The 21,338-nt window shown below is 33.7% G+C and carries 20 protein-coding genes and 2 pseudogenes; 8 read left to right on the forward strand and 14 right to left on the reverse strand.

Annotation, left to right across the window (positions count from 1 at the left end):
• The first annotated feature begins 312 nt into the window (after positions 1 to 312).
• Complete coding sequence (locus PQ463_RS01765) at positions 313 to 1,377, forward strand: tetratricopeptide repeat protein (RefSeq protein ID WP_274256022.1); 1,065 nt, start codon at positions 313 to 315, stop codon at positions 1,375 to 1,377.
• A 129-nt stretch (positions 1,378 to 1,506) separates the two neighbouring features.
• Here the strand turns inward: PQ463_RS01765 and PQ463_RS01770 are convergent, their stop codons facing one another.
• Positions 1,507 to 2,169: an endonuclease III domain-containing protein gene (locus tag PQ463_RS01770; RefSeq protein WP_111424077.1), complete on the reverse strand. Its 663-nt coding sequence runs from the start codon at positions 2,167 to 2,169 to the stop codon at positions 1,507 to 1,509.
• A gap of 268 nt (positions 2,170 to 2,437) precedes the next feature.
• Between PQ463_RS01770 and bcp the strand changes: the two genes are divergently transcribed.
• On the forward strand, positions 2,438 to 2,890 hold the full coding sequence (gene bcp, locus PQ463_RS01775; protein ID WP_274256024.1) for a thioredoxin-dependent thiol peroxidase: 453 nt from the start codon (positions 2,438 to 2,440) through the stop codon (positions 2,888 to 2,890).
• 268 nt (positions 2,891 to 3,158) lie between these two features.
• On the opposite strand, the gene PQ463_RS01780 is transcribed toward bcp, so the two are convergent.
• Complete coding sequence (locus tag PQ463_RS01780) at positions 3,159 to 4,619, reverse strand: TonB-dependent receptor (RefSeq protein ID WP_111378617.1); 1,461 nt, start codon at positions 4,617 to 4,619, stop codon at positions 3,159 to 3,161.
• 90 nt (positions 4,620 to 4,709) lie between these two features.
• Between PQ463_RS01780 and PQ463_RS01785 the strand changes: the two genes are divergently transcribed.
• From PQ463_RS01785 to PQ463_RS01795, 3 genes are read left to right on the forward strand one after another with little or no spacing between them, the layout of a single operon-like run.
• On the forward strand, positions 4,710 to 5,474 hold the full coding sequence (locus PQ463_RS01785; protein WP_274256025.1) for an MBL fold metallo-hydrolase: 765 nt from the start codon (positions 4,710 to 4,712) through the stop codon (positions 5,472 to 5,474).
• Between the two features lie 12 nt (positions 5,475 to 5,486).
• Positions 5,487 to 5,990, forward strand: a complete 504-nt coding sequence (locus PQ463_RS01790; RefSeq protein ID WP_111424081.1) for a hypothetical protein — start codon at positions 5,487 to 5,489, stop codon at positions 5,988 to 5,990.
• Between the two features lie 46 nt (positions 5,991 to 6,036).
• Positions 6,037 to 6,459, forward strand: coding sequence for a hypothetical protein (locus PQ463_RS01795; RefSeq protein ID WP_274256026.1), 423 nt, complete (start codon positions 6,037 to 6,039; stop codon positions 6,457 to 6,459).
• Positions 6,460 to 6,585: 126 nt separating this feature from the next.
• Here PQ463_RS01795 and PQ463_RS01800 read toward each other — a convergent pair whose 3' ends face one another.
• The 7 genes from PQ463_RS01800 to PQ463_RS01830 all read right to left on the reverse strand — a co-directional run bounded on the left by PQ463_RS01800 (position 6,586) and on the right by PQ463_RS01830 (position 12,367).
• The gene (locus tag PQ463_RS01800; RefSeq protein WP_274256027.1) at positions 6,586 to 7,155 is read right to left on the reverse strand and encodes a cysteine hydrolase family protein; all 570 of its coding nucleotides are present in this window, start codon (positions 7,153 to 7,155) and stop codon (positions 6,586 to 6,588) included.
• 33 nt (positions 7,156 to 7,188) lie between these two features.
• On the reverse strand, positions 7,189 to 7,503 hold the full coding sequence (locus PQ463_RS01805; protein ID WP_091130516.1) for a helix-turn-helix transcriptional regulator: 315 nt from the start codon (positions 7,501 to 7,503) through the stop codon (positions 7,189 to 7,191).
• Positions 7,504 to 7,507: 4 nt separating this feature from the next.
• Positions 7,508 to 7,852 (reverse strand): type II toxin-antitoxin system RelE/ParE family toxin, encoded by a 345-nt coding sequence (locus PQ463_RS01810; protein ID WP_274256028.1) that lies wholly within the window; start codon positions 7,850 to 7,852, stop codon positions 7,508 to 7,510.
• A gap of 149 nt (positions 7,853 to 8,001) precedes the next feature.
• Entirely contained in the window at positions 8,002 to 8,646 is a 645-nt protein-coding gene (locus PQ463_RS01815) for an alpha/beta hydrolase (protein ID WP_274256029.1), read from the reverse strand.
• Between the two features lie 50 nt (positions 8,647 to 8,696).
• On the reverse strand, positions 8,697 to 9,026 hold the full coding sequence (locus PQ463_RS01820) for a hypothetical protein (protein ID WP_274256030.1): 330 nt from the start codon (positions 9,024 to 9,026) through the stop codon (positions 8,697 to 8,699).
• A gap of 4 nt (positions 9,027 to 9,030) precedes the next feature.
• A complete protein-coding gene (locus PQ463_RS01825) occupies positions 9,031 to 10,281 on the reverse strand; it encodes a dihydroorotase (protein ID WP_274256031.1) in 1,251 nt (416 codons plus the stop codon).
• A 157-nt stretch (positions 10,282 to 10,438) separates the two neighbouring features.
• The gene (locus PQ463_RS01830) at positions 10,439 to 12,367 is read right to left on the reverse strand and encodes a vWA domain-containing protein (protein WP_274256032.1); all 1,929 of its coding nucleotides are present in this window, start codon (positions 12,365 to 12,367) and stop codon (positions 10,439 to 10,441) included.
• A gap of 252 nt (positions 12,368 to 12,619) precedes the next feature.
• Here PQ463_RS01830 and PQ463_RS01835 point away from each other — a divergent pair, with 252 nt between their 5' ends.
• Entirely contained in the window at positions 12,620 to 13,732 is a 1,113-nt protein-coding gene (locus PQ463_RS01835; RefSeq protein ID WP_274256033.1) for a lactonase family protein, read from the forward strand.
• Between the two features lie 142 nt (positions 13,733 to 13,874).
• Here PQ463_RS01835 and PQ463_RS01840 read toward each other — a convergent pair whose 3' ends face one another.
• Entirely contained in the window at positions 13,875 to 15,221 is a 1,347-nt protein-coding gene (locus PQ463_RS01840) for a DEAD/DEAH box helicase (protein ID WP_274256035.1), read from the reverse strand.
• A gap of 147 nt (positions 15,222 to 15,368) precedes the next feature.
• On the opposite strand from PQ463_RS01840, the gene PQ463_RS01845 reads away from it, so the two are divergent.
• The gene (locus tag PQ463_RS01845) at positions 15,369 to 16,049 is read left to right on the forward strand and encodes a hypothetical protein (RefSeq protein WP_274256037.1); all 681 of its coding nucleotides are present in this window, start codon (positions 15,369 to 15,371) and stop codon (positions 16,047 to 16,049) included.
• 17 nt (positions 16,050 to 16,066) lie between these two features.
• On the opposite strand, the gene PQ463_RS01850 is transcribed toward PQ463_RS01845, so the two are convergent.
• The 3 genes and pseudogenes from PQ463_RS01850 to PQ463_RS01860 all read right to left on the reverse strand — a co-directional run.
• The gene (locus PQ463_RS01850; RefSeq protein ID WP_274256040.1) at positions 16,067 to 16,831 is read right to left on the reverse strand and encodes a TIGR02757 family protein; all 765 of its coding nucleotides are present in this window, start codon (positions 16,829 to 16,831) and stop codon (positions 16,067 to 16,069) included.
• A gap of 118 nt (positions 16,832 to 16,949) precedes the next feature.
• Positions 16,950 to 17,399 (reverse strand): annotated as a pseudogene (locus tag PQ463_RS01855) (ABC transporter ATP-binding protein); the annotation flags it as partial.
• A gap of 216 nt (positions 17,400 to 17,615) precedes the next feature.
• A pseudogene (locus PQ463_RS01860) lies at positions 17,616 to 17,828 on the reverse strand (ATP-binding cassette domain-containing protein); the annotation flags it as partial.
• Positions 17,829 to 18,050: 222 nt separating this feature from the next.
• Between PQ463_RS01860 and PQ463_RS01865 the strand changes: the two are divergent.
• On the forward strand, positions 18,051 to 18,335 hold the full coding sequence (locus tag PQ463_RS01865; RefSeq protein ID WP_177210209.1) for a hypothetical protein: 285 nt from the start codon (positions 18,051 to 18,053) through the stop codon (positions 18,333 to 18,335).
• Positions 18,336 to 18,371: 36 nt separating this feature from the next.
• Here the strand turns inward: PQ463_RS01865 and PQ463_RS01870 are convergent, their stop codons facing one another.
• Entirely contained in the window at positions 18,372 to 21,152 is a 2,781-nt protein-coding gene (locus tag PQ463_RS01870; protein WP_274256043.1) for a T9SS type A sorting domain-containing protein, read from the reverse strand.
• Between the last annotated feature and the right edge of the window lie 186 nt (positions 21,153 to 21,338).

Genomic DNA, 21,338 nt, shown 5'->3' on the forward strand with positions numbered 1-21,338 from the left:
TTTTAGTCGTTATAAATGCGTTTATTAAGTGTTATTCGTATTGAAAGGTTGGTTTTAGCTAAGAATTGTAAAAATAATACATTAAGAATTAAATATTTAACCCCAAAAACAGATTGTTTATGAAGAAAAACTACCCTGCTTTATTTTGTTAAGTTTGATGTTTGTTTGATTTTTTGAGAGACTATTTGGACCAGCAAATGTTACTCATGAAATGGTAATAAAAGATAATTTTTGAACCAGTTTAATTATCTCTTTTACTGTACCTCAAAACAAGCTAAGAAAATCATTTAATCACCAAAACTTAACCGCAAAATGAAAGAGAACATTAAAATGTTGTCATGCTTATTAATGATAAGTATTGGCGCATTTGCTCAAAAAGACAAAATTAAAGAAGCACAGTCTTTATTTGATAAAGGAAATAGCCAAGAAGCTTTGGCAATTTTAACCAAAACCGAATACCTTATACTTAACGCATCCGACGAAGACAAATCTGATTATTACTATTTAAAAGGTAATGTCTTAAAAGATTTGGCTGTAAAAAATGTAGATGCAGCTAATAATTTTACATTGGCATCGCAATCATATCAAGACGTATTCTTGTACGAGAATGAATCAGGCAAATTTAAATGGACAATTAAAGCTAATATGGCTTTAAAAGATATGAAAGCCAGTCTTGTAAATGGCGCAATGGCTGATTTTAACGCCGGAAAATTTAAAGAAAGTGCCGAGAAAAGCTATAAAGTGTATTTATTCGATAAGAAAGATACCATCAACTTGTATAACGCGGCATCTTCGTCTATAAATGCAAAAGATTTCAACGCAGCAGTTACCTATTACGAACTTTTGAAAAAGATTAATTTCTCTGGAAAAGGAGTTTTGTATTATGCTACAAACAAGAAAACAAAAGAAGAAGACGCTTTCGTTTCGCCAAAAGCTAGAGAATCAGCAATTCAACAAGGGTTCTATGAAAAACCAAGAACAGAATCTGTACCTTCTAAAAAAATAGAAGTAAACAATAATCTTGCTTATGCCTACCTTGAAAGAAAAGAGTATTCTAAAGCTGAAACGGTGTATAATTATGTTTTAGAATTGAATCCAAATTATGTGGATGCCTATATTAATTTGGCTTACTTAAAGCTGCAAATGAAGAAAGACTTGGCCGATGAAATATCTTCATTGGGAACTACGCCAGCTGAGATGCAGAAGTACGATAAGCTTAATGCTAGAAAAGATGATATTACAAGAAGTGCAATTCCGTATCTGAAAAAAGTACTTACACTAGAACCAAAAAATCCAGATGCAACAAAAACATTGCTAGGTGTTTATAGATCGCTTGACATGACAGCTGAATATAATGCTCTAAAAGCGGGAATGTAAATAAATTGGGTAATGAGAAAATTTGATAATTAGAAAATTTGATAATTAGAAAATTTCTACAGATTCCGAACACATTGTCTAATTTTATAATTGGCACATTAAAGCACAAAGATTTTTAATCTTTGTGCTTTATTTTTTTGAAACTGTTTTTTCTAGTTCTTCAATTAGAGATTTCTTTCCGACAGTCTTAGTAATAATGTCTTTTTCAAGATTCCACCCACGAGCTGGAGAATATTCTCGGCCGTACCAAATAATCTGCAAATGCAAGTCATTCCATAATTCTCTAGGGAATAATCTTTTAGCATCTTTCTCGGTTTGCGCTACATTTTTTCCGTTAGATAAATTCCATCTGTACATCAATCTATGAATATGTGTGTCAACAGGAAAAGCAGGAACTCCAAAAGCTTGCGACATTACCACGCTGGCCGTTTTATGTCCAACGGCTGGTAAAGCTTCAAGCGCTTCAAAACTTTGAGGAACTTCTCCGTTGTGTTTTTCAATCAAAATTTCGGATAACCCATGAATCCCTTTCGATTTCATAGGAGATAAACCACACGGACGAATAATTTCCTTGATTTCCTCGACCGACATTTTAACCATATCATACGGATTGTCAGCTTTTGCAAAAAGTAGCGGTGTAATCTGGTTCACACGAACGTCTGTGCATTGAGCAGAAAGTAAAACTGCAATCAAAAGCGTGTAAGGATCTTTATGGTCAAGCGGAACAGGTATAGTAGGGTAGAGTTCTTTTAAGGTGTCGATAACAAATTGTACGCGAGCTTCTTTATTCATTTCCGTGTTTTTAATACTGTAAAAATAGTATAATTTTAATGATGTGCCTAATCCAGCTTTCCGTTTCAACTCCTCATTATGCTAGCAACATTTTTAAGTATTTAAAAGAGCTTCCGTTGGTCGCTTTTTAAATACAAAAAATGTAAGCTATCATAATTCCGGGGTTTTCACTTCAATCTGGGGCATGAAAAAAGTTATGAATTATAAGTTATGAGTTATCTTTGTGAATAATCTAAAATCTAAAATCAACAATCTAAAATAAAAAGATATGACAACATTAAAAGCCGGAGATAAAGCACCAAATTTTTCAGGAACAGATCAAGAAGGAAAAGCACATAAACTGGCAGATTACGTAGGAAAGAAACTGGTTGTTTTCTTTTATCCAAAAGCAAGCACACCTGGATGCACAGCTGAGGCCTGTGATTTGAGAGATAATTTTCACCGTTTTCAAGCTAATAATTACGAGCTTTTAGGAGTAAGTGCCGATAGTGCAAAAGCACAAATCAAGTTTAAGGATAAATATGAATTGCCTTTTCCATTAATCGCAGACGAAGACAAATCGGTTATCAATGCATTTGGAGTTTGGGGACCAAAGAAATTCATGGGAAGAGAATATGATGGAATTCATAGAACTACTTTCGTAATCAACGAAAAAGGAATTATAGAAGAAGTAATTGAAAAAGTGAAAACAAAAGAGCACGCTTCTCAGATTTTGAAATAGCTTTTTTTTGTTTCAGGTTTCAGGTTTCAAGTTTCAAGTTTCAAGTTATCTGTTGTGGCTTATATTTAAACGCAAAGAACGCTAAGATATACGCAAAGTTCGCAAAGCTTTATATAGATTAAGCTTTGCGAACTTTGCATTTTTAGCATAAACGGAGACAAGAAAACTTAGCGTGCTTTGCGGTAAAAAAAAACTCCAAGAATAACTTGAAACTTGAAACGAAAAAAACTTGAAACAAAAAAAAGTCCCAACAAAGGGACTTTTTTTATTATTTATTTTGTTCTAATTCTTTCTGCGGATGATATCCAAAAAGATGATGTTCTTTTATGATTTCTGGAATACCAGGAGGAAGCATTGGTTCCCAACCCGTTTTGCCTTGATTAATCATTTTTAAAATTTCTCTAGAGAAAACATCTAGAATATTTGGATCATAATCTTCAATATCAACCACTTTTCCGTTGAATTTAAAGAACTTGTATAATTCTTTCATTCTAGGATGAACTTTTAAGTTGTTCGAATTCATCAATGAGCCATCTTCATCTAACATTGGATATAAGAATACTTTCATATCGCGATAGAATAATTTTCCGAAAGCTTCCAGAATTCCACCGCTTAAATGGCGGTAGTACTTCTCGTCAAAAATATCAACAAGGTTATTTACACCCATTGCCAATCCCATACGAGCTTTGGTGTAGTTTGCGAAGTATTCTACAACTTTATAATATTCTTGGAAATTCGAAATCATAACCGTTTGACCAAGAGAACAAAGCAATTCGGCTCTATCCATAAAGTCTCTTTCGTCAATTTCACCATCTGAACGTAAATTCGAAAGTGTAATTTCAAAAATTACAAGAGTATTATTTTTTTCAACCTTATTTTCTTTAAGAAACATTTCCAAAGATTTCTCATACATATCCATGTTTACTTTAGTAACAGGACGGAAACTTCCTCTTAAAGCTAAAAGGTTCTTTTTGTATAATATAGCAGCCGGAAGAATATTTTTCCCTTCAGGGTTAAACATTACAGCATCTGTCATTCCGTTTTTAACCAATTGCAAACTCATCAAACGATTGTCTACATCAGCAAAACGAGGCCCAGAAAAGTTAATGGTATCGATCTCTAATTGATCTTTGTCTAAGTGATCATATAAGTAGCGAAGTAATCGTTTTGGATCGTTATATTTGTAAAAAGCACCGTAAATTAAGTTAACTCCCAAAATACCAAGTGTTTCTTGTTGTAATCTTGCGTCAGTCTCTTTAAAACGAATATGAAGGATAATTTCGTTGTAAGCTTCATCTGGCTCAATTTGGTAACGAATTCCAACCCATCCGTGACCTTTAAACTGTTTGGCAAAATCTATTGTCGCAACAGTGTTAGCGTAACTAAAGAAAAGTTTTGTTGGGTGTTTTTCTCTGCTTAAACGCTCTTCAATAATCTGGCTTTCATGGGTAAGCATTTTTTTTAAACGCTCTTCGGTAACATATCTTCCATCAGTTTCAGCACCATAAACGGCGTCGCTAAAATCTTTATCATAGGCAGACATCGCTTTTGCAATAGTTCCTGAAGAACCTCCGGATCTGAAAAAATGCCTAACTGTCTCTTGTCCAGCACCAATCTCAGCAAATGTTCCGTAAATATTCTCGTTTAAATTAATGCGTAATGCTTTGTCTTTTATAGAAGGAATCTGTTCGATGACCTTGTCACCTTTGAGTTTTATTTCTGTACCCATTTTGTTTTAAATAGATTTGTTACAAAGTTAGTAAATTAGGAGTCTAATGAAAGAGAAATAATCCTATTTTTGTAAAAAAATTAAGTTCAATTGAAGGTTTATTTTTTAGGTACAGGTACTTCTCAAGGTATTCCAATTATCGGAATCGATCATCCAGTTTGTAAAAGCACTGATGCTAAGGATAAAAGGCTTCGTGTGTCCATTTGGATAACATGGGACGAGCATTCGTATGTGATTGATTGCGGTCCCGATTTCAGACAGCAAATGCTTTCATGCGGATGCCGTAAACTCGATGCAATTCTTTTTACACACGAACACTCCGATCATACTGCTGGGTTAGATGATATTCGTCCATTTAATTTCAGACAGGGAGAAATTCCGATTTACGGACATAAACGCGTTTTAGATAATCTGCGACGCCGTTTTGATTATGTTTTTGAAACTGTAAATAAATATCCAGGAGCTCCAAGTGTAAAAACAATCGAAGTGCAAAATAATGCACCTTTTGCCGTTGGAGATAAAATGGCAATTCCGATAAACGCAATGCACGGTGATTTACAGGTTTTTGGATACAGAATAGAGGATTTTGCCTATTTAACCGATGTAAAAACTATTGAACAAGCTGAAGTTGAGAAACTCAAGGGAATAAAAGTTCTGGTAGTAAATGCTTTACGTGTTGAACCTCACGATACTCATTTTAATCTGCAAGAAGCGCTTGATTTTATTGATTTGGTTAAACCTGAAAGAGCGTATTTAACCCATATTAGCCATGTTTTAGGTTTTCATGAAGAAGTGCAGCAAAAACTTCCAGAAAATGTTTTCTTAGCTTACGATAATTTAGAAATTACAATTTAATTATACCACACAATGAAAAAATCCTTAATGCTTTATCTTTTTATTCTTGCCATTTTAATGAATGTTTTTACCTATTCGTTTTATAGCGGAGAAGTGAAATTTGCAGAAAATAGATATGATAAAACAACTAAGAAATTAAGAGACAGCATTAGTCTTATGAAAAATAAGTTGGCAGAAGCAGATTATTTTTCTTTAGAGCATAACGAAAATGCACAAAATTACTTTGATAACAGTGCTTCTGGCGGGAAAGTGATTTTGTATGAAAAACTGATTCCAGTTGTAACTGAAAAACTATTAGATTTCAATTCAAATCCAAAAGGAAACCCTTATACAGGGCAAGATCAGATTGGGCCGAATAAATTTATTATCAATAAAGTAAAAATTTTAAACCACCGTTGGATCATTGCAGATTATAGTAATGGTGAATTATGGGGAGAAGTCTTGTTAAAATACTTTGTTGATAACGATGATAATATTACCTTTGAAGTAAATCAAACTTGGTTATATCAAAAATAGGATTATAAAATCCTATTTTTTTTGACCTTTAAATAAATTTAGGATTATGAAAAAGATGTTTTTGTTTTTGATTATGGCAAGTGCAATTTCTTGCGGAAAAAAAGTTTCTCAAGAAAGTACAACTCCGAAAGAGCCACAAAGAGAAGTTGCTGTAGGAGGAGACTCAGATTCTCATGGCTGTAAAGGTTCAGCAGGATATACTTGGTCAGTTTTGAAAAAAGAATGTATCCGAGTTTTTGAAAATAGCACAAGGCTAAATCATGCTGAAGATGGAAAAACGTATTCTACTGTTTCCTATGTAATTTTTGATGGAAATAAAGCAGAACTTTTTTTAGATACTCAAAAGGAATCCATTATTCTTGAAAGAAAATCAGAAGGTGATTCGTGGGTTAACGGCGATTGGCAGTTAATTGCTTGGAAAGGATATGTTTTGAAAAAAGGAGGAAAGATTCTTTATACGGGAGAATAAATTTAAATTCCAATTTTTTGAAATTCCAAATTCCAAAGATGAAATCTGAAAAACTTTGTCAAAATTTGAAACTTTGACAAAGTTTTTCACAATTCAAGACTGAAAATTGCGATCGTGGCTTGAATACTAAACAATCTCTTTAATAAACTCAGAATCTACCACCTGAGCAAATTCTTCATTTAAGCTTGCTAAAGCTGTCTGATGTATTAATTCAGCAGAGAAATCTTCTCCGTTTAAACCTTTTTTATTGAAAGTTGCTGTTGCATCAGAAACTAGATAAACGTTGTAGCCAAAATTTCCAGCCATTCTCGTTGTAGTAGAAACGCAGTGATCTGTAGTTAAACCAACAATTACCAGATTAGTGATTTTGGCATTATCAAGAAGCTCTTTTAAATTAGTTCCGATAAAAGCACTATTGACATTCTTTTTGATGATGGTTTCTCCTTCAAGAGGTTTTACGACATCTTGAAATTCATTTCCAGGATTTGTTTCGTTTAAAATTGAATTTGGATTTGATGAACAATGCTGTACATGAAAAATAGGGAGTTTTTTGCTTCGCCAGATTTCCAGAAGCTCACCAGCTTTTTCTTCTGCCGTAACATTATTACGGTCTCCTCCCCAATAGGCAACATCGTGAAAACCTTTCTGAATGTCAATTAAAATTAATGCGGGATTATTAAGTTTTGTTGGGTTCATTTATAAAGTATTGTAGTTATAAAAGAGTGAAATTTATTTATCTAAACTGATCGTTAAGTCTTTTAGTTCTATTTGAAATTTGACTGTAGCTTTTAGTGCTGTAAACACTTTTATTACTGTTTCCAATGTTACATTTCCGGCATTTTTTTCAAGTTTGGATATTTGTGCTTTTTGAACACCAATAAGTTTTCCTAATTCTTCTTGGGTTAAATTACGTTCTTTACGAGTTTGTTTAATGGCATTTCCAATTAAATCCATTTGCAAATCATATTCAAATTGATCTCTGGCAGGAGTTCCAATTTTGCCAACGATCTCATCCGTCACTTGATTTAAAGTATATGTTTTCATATTTTTAAATTGAATCTTTATCTTTAAAATATTGCAATCTTAGTTTTTGCGCTTTTAATATTTCTTTCTCAGGTACTTTTCCTTGTTTCTTTACAAAGCCATGTGTAGAAATTACAAGAGTGTTTTGTGTATTGCTTTTGTCCCAAAACGCTAATAGCCGATATTGATTTCCTTGAAATAAAGTTCGAAACTCCCAAATTTCATTATTTAGCTTTTTGAAGAGTTCAGGATCATTTTTTGCTTGTGATTTTCGGATATTATAGATTATTTTTTCTGAATGTTTTGGTTTTAATTCTTTTAAAAAGGCAAATACTTCTTCTAGAAAGATTACATCAAAATTTTTTTCCATTCTCTCTATATTACAAAAATACCCAAAAGTTTCTTTTTAAGGAAACTTTTGGGTATTTAATTATTGTTAATCTTTTATAAGACTAAAATAAGTAATATAATTTAGAAATATTTAAAAAAAAATAAGTTTTTTCTTTCTTTTTAAAGCTTTTAAGAAGCCAACCAATTCTTAAAATCAAAGAAATTCTGAGGAGCAACTCCATGTCCAACAGGATATTCTTTATAAGTAAGCGGAATATTTAATTTTTCTAAAGCAGCGGGTGTTTTTCTTGCCCATTCAATTGGAATAACTTGATCTACAGTTCCGTGTGAAGCGAAAAATTTTAAGTTTTTGAAATCATTGTTTTTAAAACCTTCTTTGATGATTTCTTCATTAAAATAACCGCTCATTGCCACAACTCTCTGAATTTTTTCAGGATAAGAAAGTGCTGTTGCATAACTTAAAATAGATCCTTGGCTGAATCCAATTAATGTAACGTTGTTAGCATCAATTGGATAATTTGCTACTAGTTCATCAATAAAAGTTGCAATTACATCTCTTGAAGTTCTAGCTTGTTCGTTGTCTGAAAATTTATTCTGATCAGCATCAAAGTTGATGGCATACCAAGCGTAAGCGCCATATTGCAAATCGTAAGGAGCTCTCGCAGAAATGATGTAATAATTATCTGGAAGTTCAGAAGCAAAAGAGAATAAATCGGCTTCATTGCTGCCATATCCATGCAATAAAAGCAATAACGGATTTTTGTCTAAAATTACCTTTGGTTCTCTTATTTTATATTCTAAAGATAGATTCATTTTTAATTGTAAATTGTAAATTGTCAATTGTGAATTGTGAATTGTAAATTTTATCCGATTTTCTTAAACCATTTTTGAAACAATTCCCCAACCAAAGGAATTGGTCTCATTTGTCCTTGAATGGCATTAAAAATTCCAAAAGTCCATAGAATTGAAATACAAATCCACATTGGGAAAGTGATAAAAAAGCTGTCAAAATTGCTGATGATAGCTCCGAAAGAAATGAAGGTTAGAGACAACCCTAAAGATTGACGGATATGAAAAGAAGCAAAACTGTTTTTGTTCTCAGAGTTCATGCTCATGGCAATTAAAACACCAATGATTAAAATGTAACTGGTAATAGCAATTGGTTTTCCTTCTTCGACTGAATTATTATTCATTTTATTATTTTGTAACTAATTGATTTTGATTTAAAATTCCGTACACAGAACCTTTAAGCTCGGTTCCTAAAAAAGCAGAATTTTTTGATTTTGAAAGAATGTTTTCTTTTGTAAAAGTTGATTTTCCTTCTGTTGTAAACAAAGTTAGGTTTGCTTTTGCGCCTTCTTCAATAATATTGTTTTCTAAACCAAAAACAGTTCTGGCAGCCGTTAATTTAGAAACAACCGTTTCAGCTGGTAAAACCGTTAATAAAGCTCCGAAAGCACTTTCTAGGCCAATTGTTCCGTTTTTAGCAGTATCAAATTCCATTTTTTTGAATTCAATATCAATAGGATTATGGTCTGAAGTAATCATGTCGATTGTGCCGTCAGCAATTCCGTTTAATAGAGCCTGTCTGTCAACTTCTGTTCTTAATGGTGGTGTAACTTTAAAGCGAGTGTCAAATCCGTCTAGTTTTTCATCAGTTAAAACCAAATGATGAACTGAAACACTTGCAGTAACATTTAAGCCTTTCGCTTTAGCTTCTCTAATCAATTCAACCGATTTTGCTGTAGAAATTGTTGGAATATGAAGTTTTCCGCCTGTATATTCCAGCAAAAATAAGTTTCTCGAAATTTGCAGTTCTTCGGCTAGATTCGGAATTCCTTTCAATCCTAATCTTGTAGAAACAATTCCTTCATTAGCAACTCCATTTCCTTTTATGTTTGGATCTTGAGAGTAGGCAATTACCAATCCGTCAAAATCTTGTACATACTGTAAAGCAATTTTCAGAATATTAGCATTATCGATGCTTTTGTTATAATCTCCAAAAGCGATTGCTCCCGAGTTTTTCATGTCAAAAAGCTCTGCCATATCTTTTCCTTCACTAGCTTTAGTTAAAGCACCGATTGGGAAAATTTCTGTAGCAGAACCATTTGCTTTGTTTTTTACAAAATTTACCTGAGATTGATTGTCAATAATTGGCAACGAATTCGGCTGTAATGCGATTGCTGTGAATCCGCTTTTTGCTGCCACATTCAATCCGTTTGCGATAGTTTCTCTGTCTTCGTAGCCTGGCTCTCCAAGGGAAACACTGCTGTCAAACCAGCCTTGAGAAACATGAAGATTTTCAAAACGTACTACTTCTGCATCATCGTTTGGAAGAGAAACTCCTATTTTTTCTATTACACCATCTGCAATTAAAAGATCAACGGTCTGATTGTGAAACGGACTTTTTGAGTCGATAATTTTGGCGCTTTTGATGATTAGTTTCATATTTTGAATATTTATTTTATTAAAACATTAAATGTTTTTTATTTACTACCATAAAGAAATTAAGTTCATAAAGTGAAAAACTTAATTTTTTGGACATTTAGAATAAGATCATAAAGGAAAAACTTAATAATCTTAATGCCTTAATGGTGAAAAAAAATCATTTTACAAATTTTATAATTGCCATTTCTAATGCTAAAAATAACAGTGCAAAGATAACAAACCATTTCCAAATTTGGCTGTCTGTTCTTTCTGTTTGTAACGTATTGAAAATGGTCGAAATTGTATCGGCAGTTTTGAAATCTGAAACTACATTGGTATTTACCTGACTCAAATCGCTTTCGGTTCTTTTGTAATTAAAACTGATATTTTCAACCCATTCTTTTTTGTCAAAAATGCTGTAATTTCCAGCTGTTTCAGGGAAATCATTAAAGGTTAGTTTAACTTTGTTATTCAAAATCTGCTGAATTGGAATAAACGAATCGTCTGCTCCTTTTACTTCCAAAATGGCATCTTTAGTCAATAAAACGTCAACAAAATAAGGCTGATTGTTTCCAATTGTTAAAGCATTTACACCGGTTTTCTGATTGTTCTGAGCAATTTTGTAAAATAACGGAACGATTAAAGGCGATTGCTGAAAATTAGAGTTCGCACTATTAATTGGAGCTGTAAAGACCGTTATTCCAGAAACTTGATTTTGAACGGCAGTTACAAATGCAGTCTGATCTTCAAACGAAAGAACGGCTGGATAAGAACTTGAAACGGCAAACGAACTGTTTACTTTTGGATATTGGAAATTGGTTATCTTATTTTCGAAAACGCCTGAAAATAAAGGATGATCAAAATTAATTTTAGTGATTAATTTACTGTTGGTTTCTAAATTCCCAAATTGAATTTTTCCGAAATTCCCTAATAATGCATTTAAGCTTGAAAGAGAAGTTTTCTCAGACGGAATCACAACTAAATTTCCGCCTTTAGAGACAAAAGCTTTTAAAGTCGTTTGCAATGCTTGCGGAATATCAGCCAATTCGTTTAGAATAATAGTATTTTGCTTTTCTAAACTATTATAATCTAAAGAACCGATTGGATAATTGTTATAGTTGAATTCTGCTGAAGTATAAATTCTCGATAAAAAATTGCTTTTTTCAGGTTCGCCAATGCTGATAACGTTTGTTTTTTTGTTTTTTGAAATGCTGAAAAACAATTTGTTATCGTAAGTCAACCCATTATCTTCAATTGTTACATATCCGTGAAAAGCTTCTTTTGGAATAGTAAAATTGATTGTCTTTTTCTTCGTGTCAAAATTGACAATGGTCTTTGCAATTAGTTTGTTTTGATTGTAAAGAGCTGTAGAAACTGGTTTGAAATCTTCGCCATAAGCTGATAAATTGATGCCAATTTCGTAGAAGTTTTCTAAAGTCTGATTGATATAAACGCTGTCAATTGAAACATTGTTTTTCTGTTCTGCTTCTGGAACAATAAAGTACGGTTTTTCTTCGAAATCTATAGTTGCAATATCTTTTTCTTTTAAACCAACAGCATCGGTAATAATGACAATATCTTTTTTATGAGCTGATTTGTGTGCTTTAATTTTGGCTGTAATTGCCGAAAGATCAAAAGGAGAAGCGCTGTATTTTAAGTTTTGTAAAGCACTTTTAGATGATTTAATATCGGTATTCCAGAAATTTTCGGTGTTGGTTAAAAGCGAAAATTGTGTGTTTTCTGGAGTGTTTTCAAGCAATTCCTGAACAGCTCTTTTCAGTAATTCTCCTTTTTTGCCTTTTGCCTGCATACTGAAAGAATTATCCAATACAATATACATCTCATTTGATGCGTTCTTACTGTCGGCGGCTTCAAAAAAAGGTTGTGCAAAAGCGATAATGGCACAGGCAAGCAATAATAAACGTGTCGCTAATAAAAGACGTTTTTTGATTTTAGAACTCTTACGAGTCTGAATTGCAAGTTCTTTTAAGAATCGAACGTTGGTGAAATAGGAAGTTTTAAATCGTCTTAATTGAAATAAGTGAACCAAAATTGGAACGATCAATAAAAACAGAAAGTATAGAATTTCGGGATGTTTAAAATGCATTCTGGCTTCGATTTACTTCACTACGTTTTGTTTTTCGCGAAGATGCAGGTCAAAAATACAAATTAAAATTATTAAACCATATAAGTAGGAGAATTATGAATTGTAAATTATAAATTGAAAATGTATTAATGGACAATCGGGTAGTGGAAAAATATCAAAAAATGTAACTTTTGTAATTTCTTTGTAACTTAGAAGCTCCTTCAAACAGATATTATTACTTATTTTAGCTAATTCAAAAAACAAAAATAAACTATGAAAAAAATATACCTAGTATTATTTTCTGCTTTATCATTAACCGCGGTTAAAGCTCAAAACAAATTCAATTTACTGGTAGGAACTTATACCAATACTTGCCAAAGCAACGGTATTTATGTATATGAATTTGATGCTTCTACAGGCGATTATAAGTTAAAAAAATCATCAGAGAGTGTTGTCAGTCCAAGTTATTTATCGGTTTCAGCAGATAATAAATTTATTTATGCTGTAAACGAAAACGGGACACAAAGTACGGTAAGTTCTTTTTCTTATGATTCGCAAACGGGCAAGATCAGCCTTATAAATAAAAATGATGCATTAGGAGCAGATCCTTGCCATTTAATAAATGATGATAAAAATGTAATTGCTGCCAATTACTCTGGTGGAAGTATTGCTGTTTTTAAGAAAAATCCAGATGGAAGCATTACAGAGGCGCAGCAGCTGGTTCAGCATGAAGGAAAAGGACCAAATGTGGCACGTCAGGAAAAAGCGCATGTGCACATGGTTATGTTTTCTCCAGACAAAAAGTTTGTATTGTCAAATGATTTAGGTTTGGATAAAGTGTTTATTTACAAATACAATCCAACTGCAAAAAATGAAATCTTGACTTTAAAAGGAAGTGTTGACGTGAAGCCTGGAAGCGGACCAAGACACTTAACTTTCAGCAAAGATGGAAAATTTGTCTATTTAGTTCAGGAATTGGATGGAACTTTAACAACTTTAAGCTGGGATAAAACTGGAAGTTTAAAAATAGTTGCCGAAACAAGCATTCTTCCAAAAGACTTCAAAGGAGGAACTGGAGCAGCGGCAATCAAACTTTCTCCAGACGGAAACTTTTTATATGTTACTGATCGTGTAGATGCTAATGCTATTTCTGTATACAAAATTTCTAAAACAGGAAGTTTGGAATTGGTAGAACAGCAAAGCACTTTAGGGAAAGGTCCGCGTGATTTTGCCATTGATCCAACAGGAAATTACCTTTTAGTAGGGCATCAGTATACTAATGATATAGTTATTTTTAAAAGAGATATTGCAACAGGAAAAATTGTAGATACGGGTAGAAGAATACAAATGTGTTCGCCAGTGGGGCTTTTGTTTACGAAAATTTAGTAAAAAAGGTTCTAAGGTGCTGAGATACTAAGTTTCTAAGGTTAAAAAAAGGGTAAAGATTCAAAGAATCTTTACCCTTTTTTAGTGTTATATAAAAACTTAGAATCTTAGCAACTTAGTAGCTTAGTATCTAAAAAAAGAATTATTTTTTCTTTTTCTTCTCGTTTCTTGTCTTCAACATATTTCTGTTGACAGAACCATGTGTTTTCTTTTTGGTTTTTGAAGGGCCTCCAAGATTGACTTTTTGGTTCTTTTTAGATTTTTCGTGAAAAGCGCCGTCACCTTCCAATTTCGGTTTTTTCATTAAAAACTTTCTTGGCAATCTATCTTTTTCAGCTTCAATAAGTTTTTCTGAGATTTCAACTTCTTCAGGGAAATCAGCTACTTCAAGCTCTTGATCCATTAAAAGTTCTGTTGCAATTTTGAATTCTTCTTCTCTAGGAGTAACAAAACTGATTGCAGTTCCTGTTGCATCTGCACGACCTGTACGTCCAATTCTGTGCATGTACAATTCAGGCTCTTCTGGAAGTTCGAAGTTAATTACGTGTGTAATATTCGAAATGTCCAAACCTCTTGCCATAACGTCCGTAGTAATTAAACCGCGAAGATTTCCTTCTTGGAATTCAGCCATTGTACTCAAACGGTAATTTTGAGATTTGTTGGAGTGAATAACACCAAATTGTCCATCAAAAAGCTCATCAATACGATTGAAAAGCATATCTGAAATCTTTTTGTTGTTTACGAAAACCAAAATACGACTCATGCTTTCGTCGGTTTCCAATAAATGTTTCAACAGATTTACTTTGGTGTTGAAATTCGGAACATTATAAGTGATCTGCGTAATTTTTTCAAGAGGAGTTCCTGATGGTGCTAATGTTACTTCTTCAGGAAAATCAAAATAATCGTTTAAAAGATCATCAACTTCATCTGTCATCGTTGCCGAGAACAGAATATTTTGACGTTTGGTTTTCATCATCGCAAAAAGCGAAGTCAGCTGTGGTCTGAAACCTAAATTCAACATTTCGTCAAACTCGTCGATAACCAGTTTTTGTGTTTCGTCAAAACGAACAACAGCATCTAGCGCCAAGTCCATTGTACGTCCAGGCGTCCCAACTAAAATATCAACACCTTCGTAAACGGCTTTTTTCTGCGTATTAATGTTTACACCACCATAAATTCCTAAAGTTTTAACCGACATGTATGTAGTCAGTTTTTCCACTTCTTCAACTACTTGAACAACTAATTCGCGGGTTGGAACTAGAATTACGATTTTTGGCGTATTGGTGTGCGTGAATTTATAAAGCTTTAAAAGAGGCAGTAAATAAGCAAATGTTTTACCGGTTCCGGTCTGTGCAATTCCCATCATATCACGTCCAGACATGATTACAGAAAAAGATTTTTCTTGAATAGGAGTAGGCGTAACAAATCCTAATTCGTCAACTGCTTTTTGTAATGATTTTGGAAGATTAAATTTTTCGAAAGTGCTCATTTGCTTTAAATTTTGTGCAAATGTACGTTAAAATGATGGTTAGAACACAAGATTTTTCGAATCATCTAAAATTTTGTTTGTTTAATTATTTGATTTTCAGTTTTTAAAATGTTTTTATTCGTGATTAAAAGTATCAGATAAACTAAAATGGTAGCGGGATTTTTTAATATTTTTGAAAAGAAAGTAAAAGACGAATACCAAATAAATAAGATGGGGACATTTTCACAAACAAGTATTAAGTGTGATAATATTGAAGTTATAGTAAGGGAATTAAAGAAATACTTACCAATTGGGAGAGAAATATGGCTTGAAACTAATAAATGGTGGTTTTATAATGTGCCGCATGAAGAAAATTCTTTTGAAGGTCAAAAACTAACATTAATAGTTTCCCAAAATCTAACCAAAGATTGGGTTGAAGTGGAGCTAGACTTTCAGGACGGATTATATTTTTTTGATGAGATTTTAAAGCGAATTTCAAAAAATCTGAAGACAGAGGTTTTGTTAGTTTATTATCAATCTACTGTTGGTGAAGGAAGATTGGCGAAATTTAAAAATGGGCAACTAGAATTGTCTTACTACGAAAAATATTTTTATGAAGAAGTTATTGAAAATAATGTACTTATAAGGAAGTCTAATTATGTAGCCGACAATTTTGGAGTCTCTACTTCGACCATTGAAGAACTTAAAAATTCGAAATTAGGAGACGAAACTCTATGGATTGAATATGATTTTATATATAAATATCTAAACTCTGAAGGCTGGAAAGCTGATTCAGGGAAAGAAGTTTTTTTAGACTGGAACTATTTGCATTTAGAGTACTTGAAATAGATTAGTTATTTCAAAATTTAAAACCCTTCAAAAACCCCTAATCCAAACAAAGCAAAATCATATTTTACAGGATCTTTTGCATCCATTTCTCTTAATTTGGTGTCTAATTCTAATAAAGCTTTTGCATCATTTTGCTTTCGCGAAAGAATTCCAAGTTTGCGGGCAACATTTCCAGAATGGACGTCTAACGGGCAAGATAAAACAGAAGGTGAAATGCTTTTCCAGATTCCTAAATCGACTCCTTTTGCATCTTGACGCACCATCCAGCGCAGGTACATGTTGATTCTCTTGGCTGCTGAATTGTTTAGCGGATCTGAAATGTGTTTTTGAGTTCGAGCTAAATGATCTGTTTCGAAGAATATTTTTTTGAATTCACTGATGCTTTTCTGCAAGCTGTCTTTTTCTTGATTTTTAGCAAAAACAGCTTCCAGTCCGTTGTGGTTTTGGTAGATGTTTTTTAAGCCTTTTATAAAGCCTGCAAAATCATGTCCGTTAAAAGTTCTGTGTACAAAAGTTTCCAGTTTAGCCAAATCTTCATCAGAATGTGACATAACGAAATCGTAAGGTGTGTTGCCCATTAATTCCATCATTTTATGAGAATTCTTGATAATCATTTTGCGGTTTCCCCAAGCAATAGAAGCGCTCAGAAAACCTGCGATTTCGATATCTTCTTTTTGGGTAAAGAGATGCGGAATCTGTACAGGATCACTTTCTATAAAGTCCTGATTGTTATATTGAATGACTTTTTCGTCTAGAAATTCTTTGAGTTCTTTTTGGTTCATTTTGAATGAAATCTTCTTGTTTAACGGAATGCCCTAGCCCTGATGGGAGCGGCATCCTTTTGTGGCGGGGTTCGCCACAAAAGATATAGCGGACAGCAGGAATTAGCTCCTGATTATTTTAATTGCTAATCTGTCCGTCGACCATTACTAATTTTCTATCAGCCATGTTGGCCAATTCTTCGTTGTGTGTTACAATGACAAAAGTTTGTCCGAATTCGTCTCGAAGCTGAAAAAATAATTGATGCAGATTTTCGGCAGAATGTGTATCTAAGTTTCCAGAAGGTTCATCGGCAAAAATGACATCTGGTTTATTGATTAAAGCTCTCGCAACGGCAACGCGCTGCTGTTCACCACCCGAAAGTTCGCTAGGTTTATGATTGATTCTATGCGAAAGTCCTAGATAAGAAAGGAGTTTTTTTGCTTCTTCTTCTGTTTCGGCTGTTTTTTTGCCTGCAATATGAGCTGGAATACAAACGTTTTCTAAGGCAGTAAACTCAGGTAAAAGCTGATGAAATTGAAAAATAAAACCTAAATTTAAGTTTCTAAAGTCGGATAAAACCTTGTCTTGCTTGCTTTTCTTTTTGAAGTAACGGTTATAGTAAACCAGCAATAAAAGAGTAGGCGCAAGTACTATTGCCCACGTTCCGTAGCCAAAAATATCGTTTTCTATTTTACTTCTAAAAAACAATACAAATACTGCCAATAAAATAAAATAAAGGGCTCCTAACCAAGTAATGATTTTAAACGCTTTTTCTTGATTTGAGCTTTCGTTTTTAATGTTTTGTAACTCCAAGACATTTCTGCCATTTATAGTCAAAGATGATTCTGGATTATGGTCTGGTTTGTCTAAAGTTCCTAAAATCTGCAATAATGTCGTTTTACCAGCACCCGAAGCACCAACAATAGAAACAATTTCACCTTTTTTGATATGTAGATCGACTCCTTTAAGAACTTCAAGTTTGTCGTAGAATTTATGTATGTTTTTTGCGTGTATCATGTACTGAAACTGTTTTTACAAAGAAACGAAGATTATCATTATAATCAAATTCCAATATTTTTAAATTCCAAATCTCAAATTTCAAAAAGAAAGTGACTATTTTAGAAATAAACAATTGGTATATAAATTGATATGGGAAAGTTGGAAATTAAATTTAATAAATAAGTAAAACTACTTTGAAGAATTATTTTTAATTTCGATTAACTTAAAAGTGAATGTGTTATGCAAGATTTAGAAGTTGCAGAAGATGATAGAATGTCAAAACTGCTTATTGGGTTGGTTTTGGACGGAATAGGTATGATTTCTTTTTCGATTCCGTTTCTTGGTGAATTTTCAGATGTGGTTTGGGCACCTATTGCTGCGATAATTATGGCAAGAATGTATAAAGGAAGAGTAGGGAAAGTTGCTGGTGTTTTGACTTTTCTTGAAGAGATATTGCCTTTTACAGATGTAATTCCGTCTTTCACTTTGACATGGATTTACACTTATTTTTTTCAGAAAAAATAGAAAAGACGGCTTTAAGCCGTCTTTTTCTGGATGTTGCTATTGTATAATTATTTTCTTTACGTATTGTGTTTTCTTTGTCTGAGGATTTACGACTTTGATCAAGAAAACTCCTTTTGAGTGCAATTGAATATTTTCTTGTGTGTTTCCTCTAATTTTTTGCTTTAACAATTCTTTTCCAAAAACATCATAAATTTTTAAATCTGAAACTTCCGTTTCTTCGCTCTCAATGAGTACCGAGAAAGTTCCTTTACTTGGAATTGGCCAAATGTTAAACGCATTATTTTTATTTTCTTTAATAATATCGTCTGTTCCTAAAGTTAAACTTTGTCCGCTTATAACGTTTACCTTTCTTTTCATGGTTCCTCCTTCAGAATCGGTTACAGTAAATTCAAAAGAGCATAATCCGTTTGAAGCGGGAGTAAAGGCAACAACATCAGTATTTAGCGTTGCGTTTCCGTTTATTACATTTGAAATTGCGTAAGAAACTCCACTTGTAAAACCTCTAGATAATTTTTGAATATTGATGTCTATTTTGTTTCCGTTTGGAGATTCATAATGAGGCAAAGACATCCATTGTAAATATTTGTCCAGATTGGTATAACCATCTAAATCAGGATCTGCATTAGCGTCTGAGAAGTCTCCAATCGCAGAGTTTACATTTGTTCCAATGATGTTTTCCCACCAATTTGGCAGTCCGTCCTGATCTGTGTCCCAATTTGAATCTCTAACTTCTGCTGGATAACTTTCGAAACCCCCTACATCAGCTTCGTTATCAGGGAATCCAGGTTTTCCTGTTACACTTCCAACTGCAGAATATGTTCCGTTTAATGTTTCTGAGATGATTCGCTGATCATGATCGTCAAATTCAGGCTGTGTGCATCCAACATCAGAAAGAACAATCTTATAAGCATTTTTTGCAGATTGAGTCGTTACATAAGAAGGAAAAAACGGCGTGTCTACAAAGTTATCATAAGGAACCGTATTACCCGAAGCTTTTCTGCCCAGTGTCTGATTGCTTTCATCGAAATAGCCCGGCATTACATTTCCGTTAAAATAGCATCGCTGCATTCCTGTTCCAACGCCTTCATTTTGCTGATTGAAAGCGACAAATATTTTTGATCCAGCTCCCGGTTTATAATAGTTGTTTACGAAGTTAACTTCTTTTGTTCCTCCGTCGGTTGTTCTTCCTCCCCAGTTGTAAACCACGTTATTGGTAATATCCATTCGTCCTGTATAAGCACCACTGCCGTCTAATCCGCCACCAAGACTCCAGTTTCTGCCATAACAATGCGCTAATAGGTTATGATGAAAACTTCCAATATCACCGCCAATTGTGGCAGCATAGCCGTGTTCTGTTCCTGCTGGGTAATTTTGATGGTTTGCGGCGTTTAGAGCTTCAGAAATAAGTGTTCTCTGAAGAGTTATATTTTTTCCAGATCTTGAACTGAAAGATTCGTCAATTGTCCAACTAATAGAGCAATGATCAATGATGCTATTATCAGCACCAGTAAGTCCCATTCCGTCATAAGTAGGTCCAGCGCCAATTCTAACTCTTAAGTTTTGTACAACTGCATCATTTCCTGTCACGCCAAAAGGAGCAGAACGAATACAGATTCCTTTTCCTGGTGCAGTTTGTCCAGCTACAGTTACATAAGGCTGGCTTAAAACAAGTCGAGATTGCAATTGAATCACTCCAGAAGTATTAAAAACAATTGTTCTTGGGCCGATATCATTTGTAACGGCTTCGCGAAAACTTCCTGGACCACTGTCGTTTAGATTGGTAACGGCAATTACTTTTCCTCCGCGCCCTCCGCGCGCAAAACGGCCATATCCTTCGGCTTCAGGAAAAGCAAGCTGTGCGGGACGAAAGCGCCAAACATTTCCCTTTTCAACTCCGTTTGCTAAAACTTCGTCAATACGCCAATAGTATGTCGCGCCTGTATATAATCCGCTTACTTGATAAGAATTGCTAGCTAAAGCTTGGTTTCCTTTAAATTCTGGAGAAGATGTTGTAGCATTGTCAACAGCTGTTTGGTCTGTTCCAAAATAAATATTATGAGAAACAGCATTTGCAGCGGCTGTCCATTGCAATAATTTTCCGCTAGAGGTTAATTCGACATGTTCGTCATTTTGTTTTGGGTTTGGATTTGTAGCTTGATAAAAAATATTAGGCGTATTTAACTCAAAACCATTAAGAATGAAGTTTTTGACATTTTCTGTTCCAGAAGTTTCAGCTGCCATTAGAATCACAACATCAGTTCCTGCTGTCGCTTGAAATTTTAAATAAGTAGATTTAGCATCAGCAGTTTTAGTTGCTCGAACTGATGGAATTAAATTATCTACTACTAAATTTCCATTGACAGAAATATCTATTGGACTAAAGGTATTGGTTGTTGGACTGTCTACATTATTAAAAAAGGCTAATAATGTATGTTCGCCAGTTGCTAAACCGCTTATTTTAAGTTCGATCTGCGCGCCTAGATTTGCAGTTGTGCCCTTTACGGTAAGTCCGTCAGAGACCAATCGGGCATAATAAGGAGCTTGAATTCCTGCTTTGTACCAATTGGTTCCTAAGTTATCTCCATTGTTTCCAACGCGAGTAATGGTAAACGTAACTCCATTTTCAGAATAAGTGCTAGTGTTGCCAGAAGCGATTACCCAAGCAGTATAATCAGGGTCGTTTACTTCTGCTTTAGGTCTTCCTGACTGATCAAAATCAATTTTTACAATCGGATTTTGGGCAAAAATCTTGTTTACCGACGTAATTAGGCAGATTACTGCCGCTACTACGGAGAGTTTTAAGTAATTTTTCAGCATGTCAAATTGTGGTTTGGTTAGTAAGCAATAATGTATGTCGAAGAAATTAACGGACTGATTGTCAGTTTTGAATAATTAATTTCGACTTTTGTAAAGTTTATTATTACTTAAAATAAAACTATCCTGCACAATGCTGTTCTGCTTGATGTATTATTATGAAATCTAGACAAAAAACAAGATCGTTCC

Source organism: Flavobacterium sp. KACC 22763 (assembly GCF_028736155.1).
In the GTDB taxonomy this organism is placed as follows: Bacteria; Bacteroidota; Bacteroidia; order Flavobacteriales; family Flavobacteriaceae; genus Flavobacterium.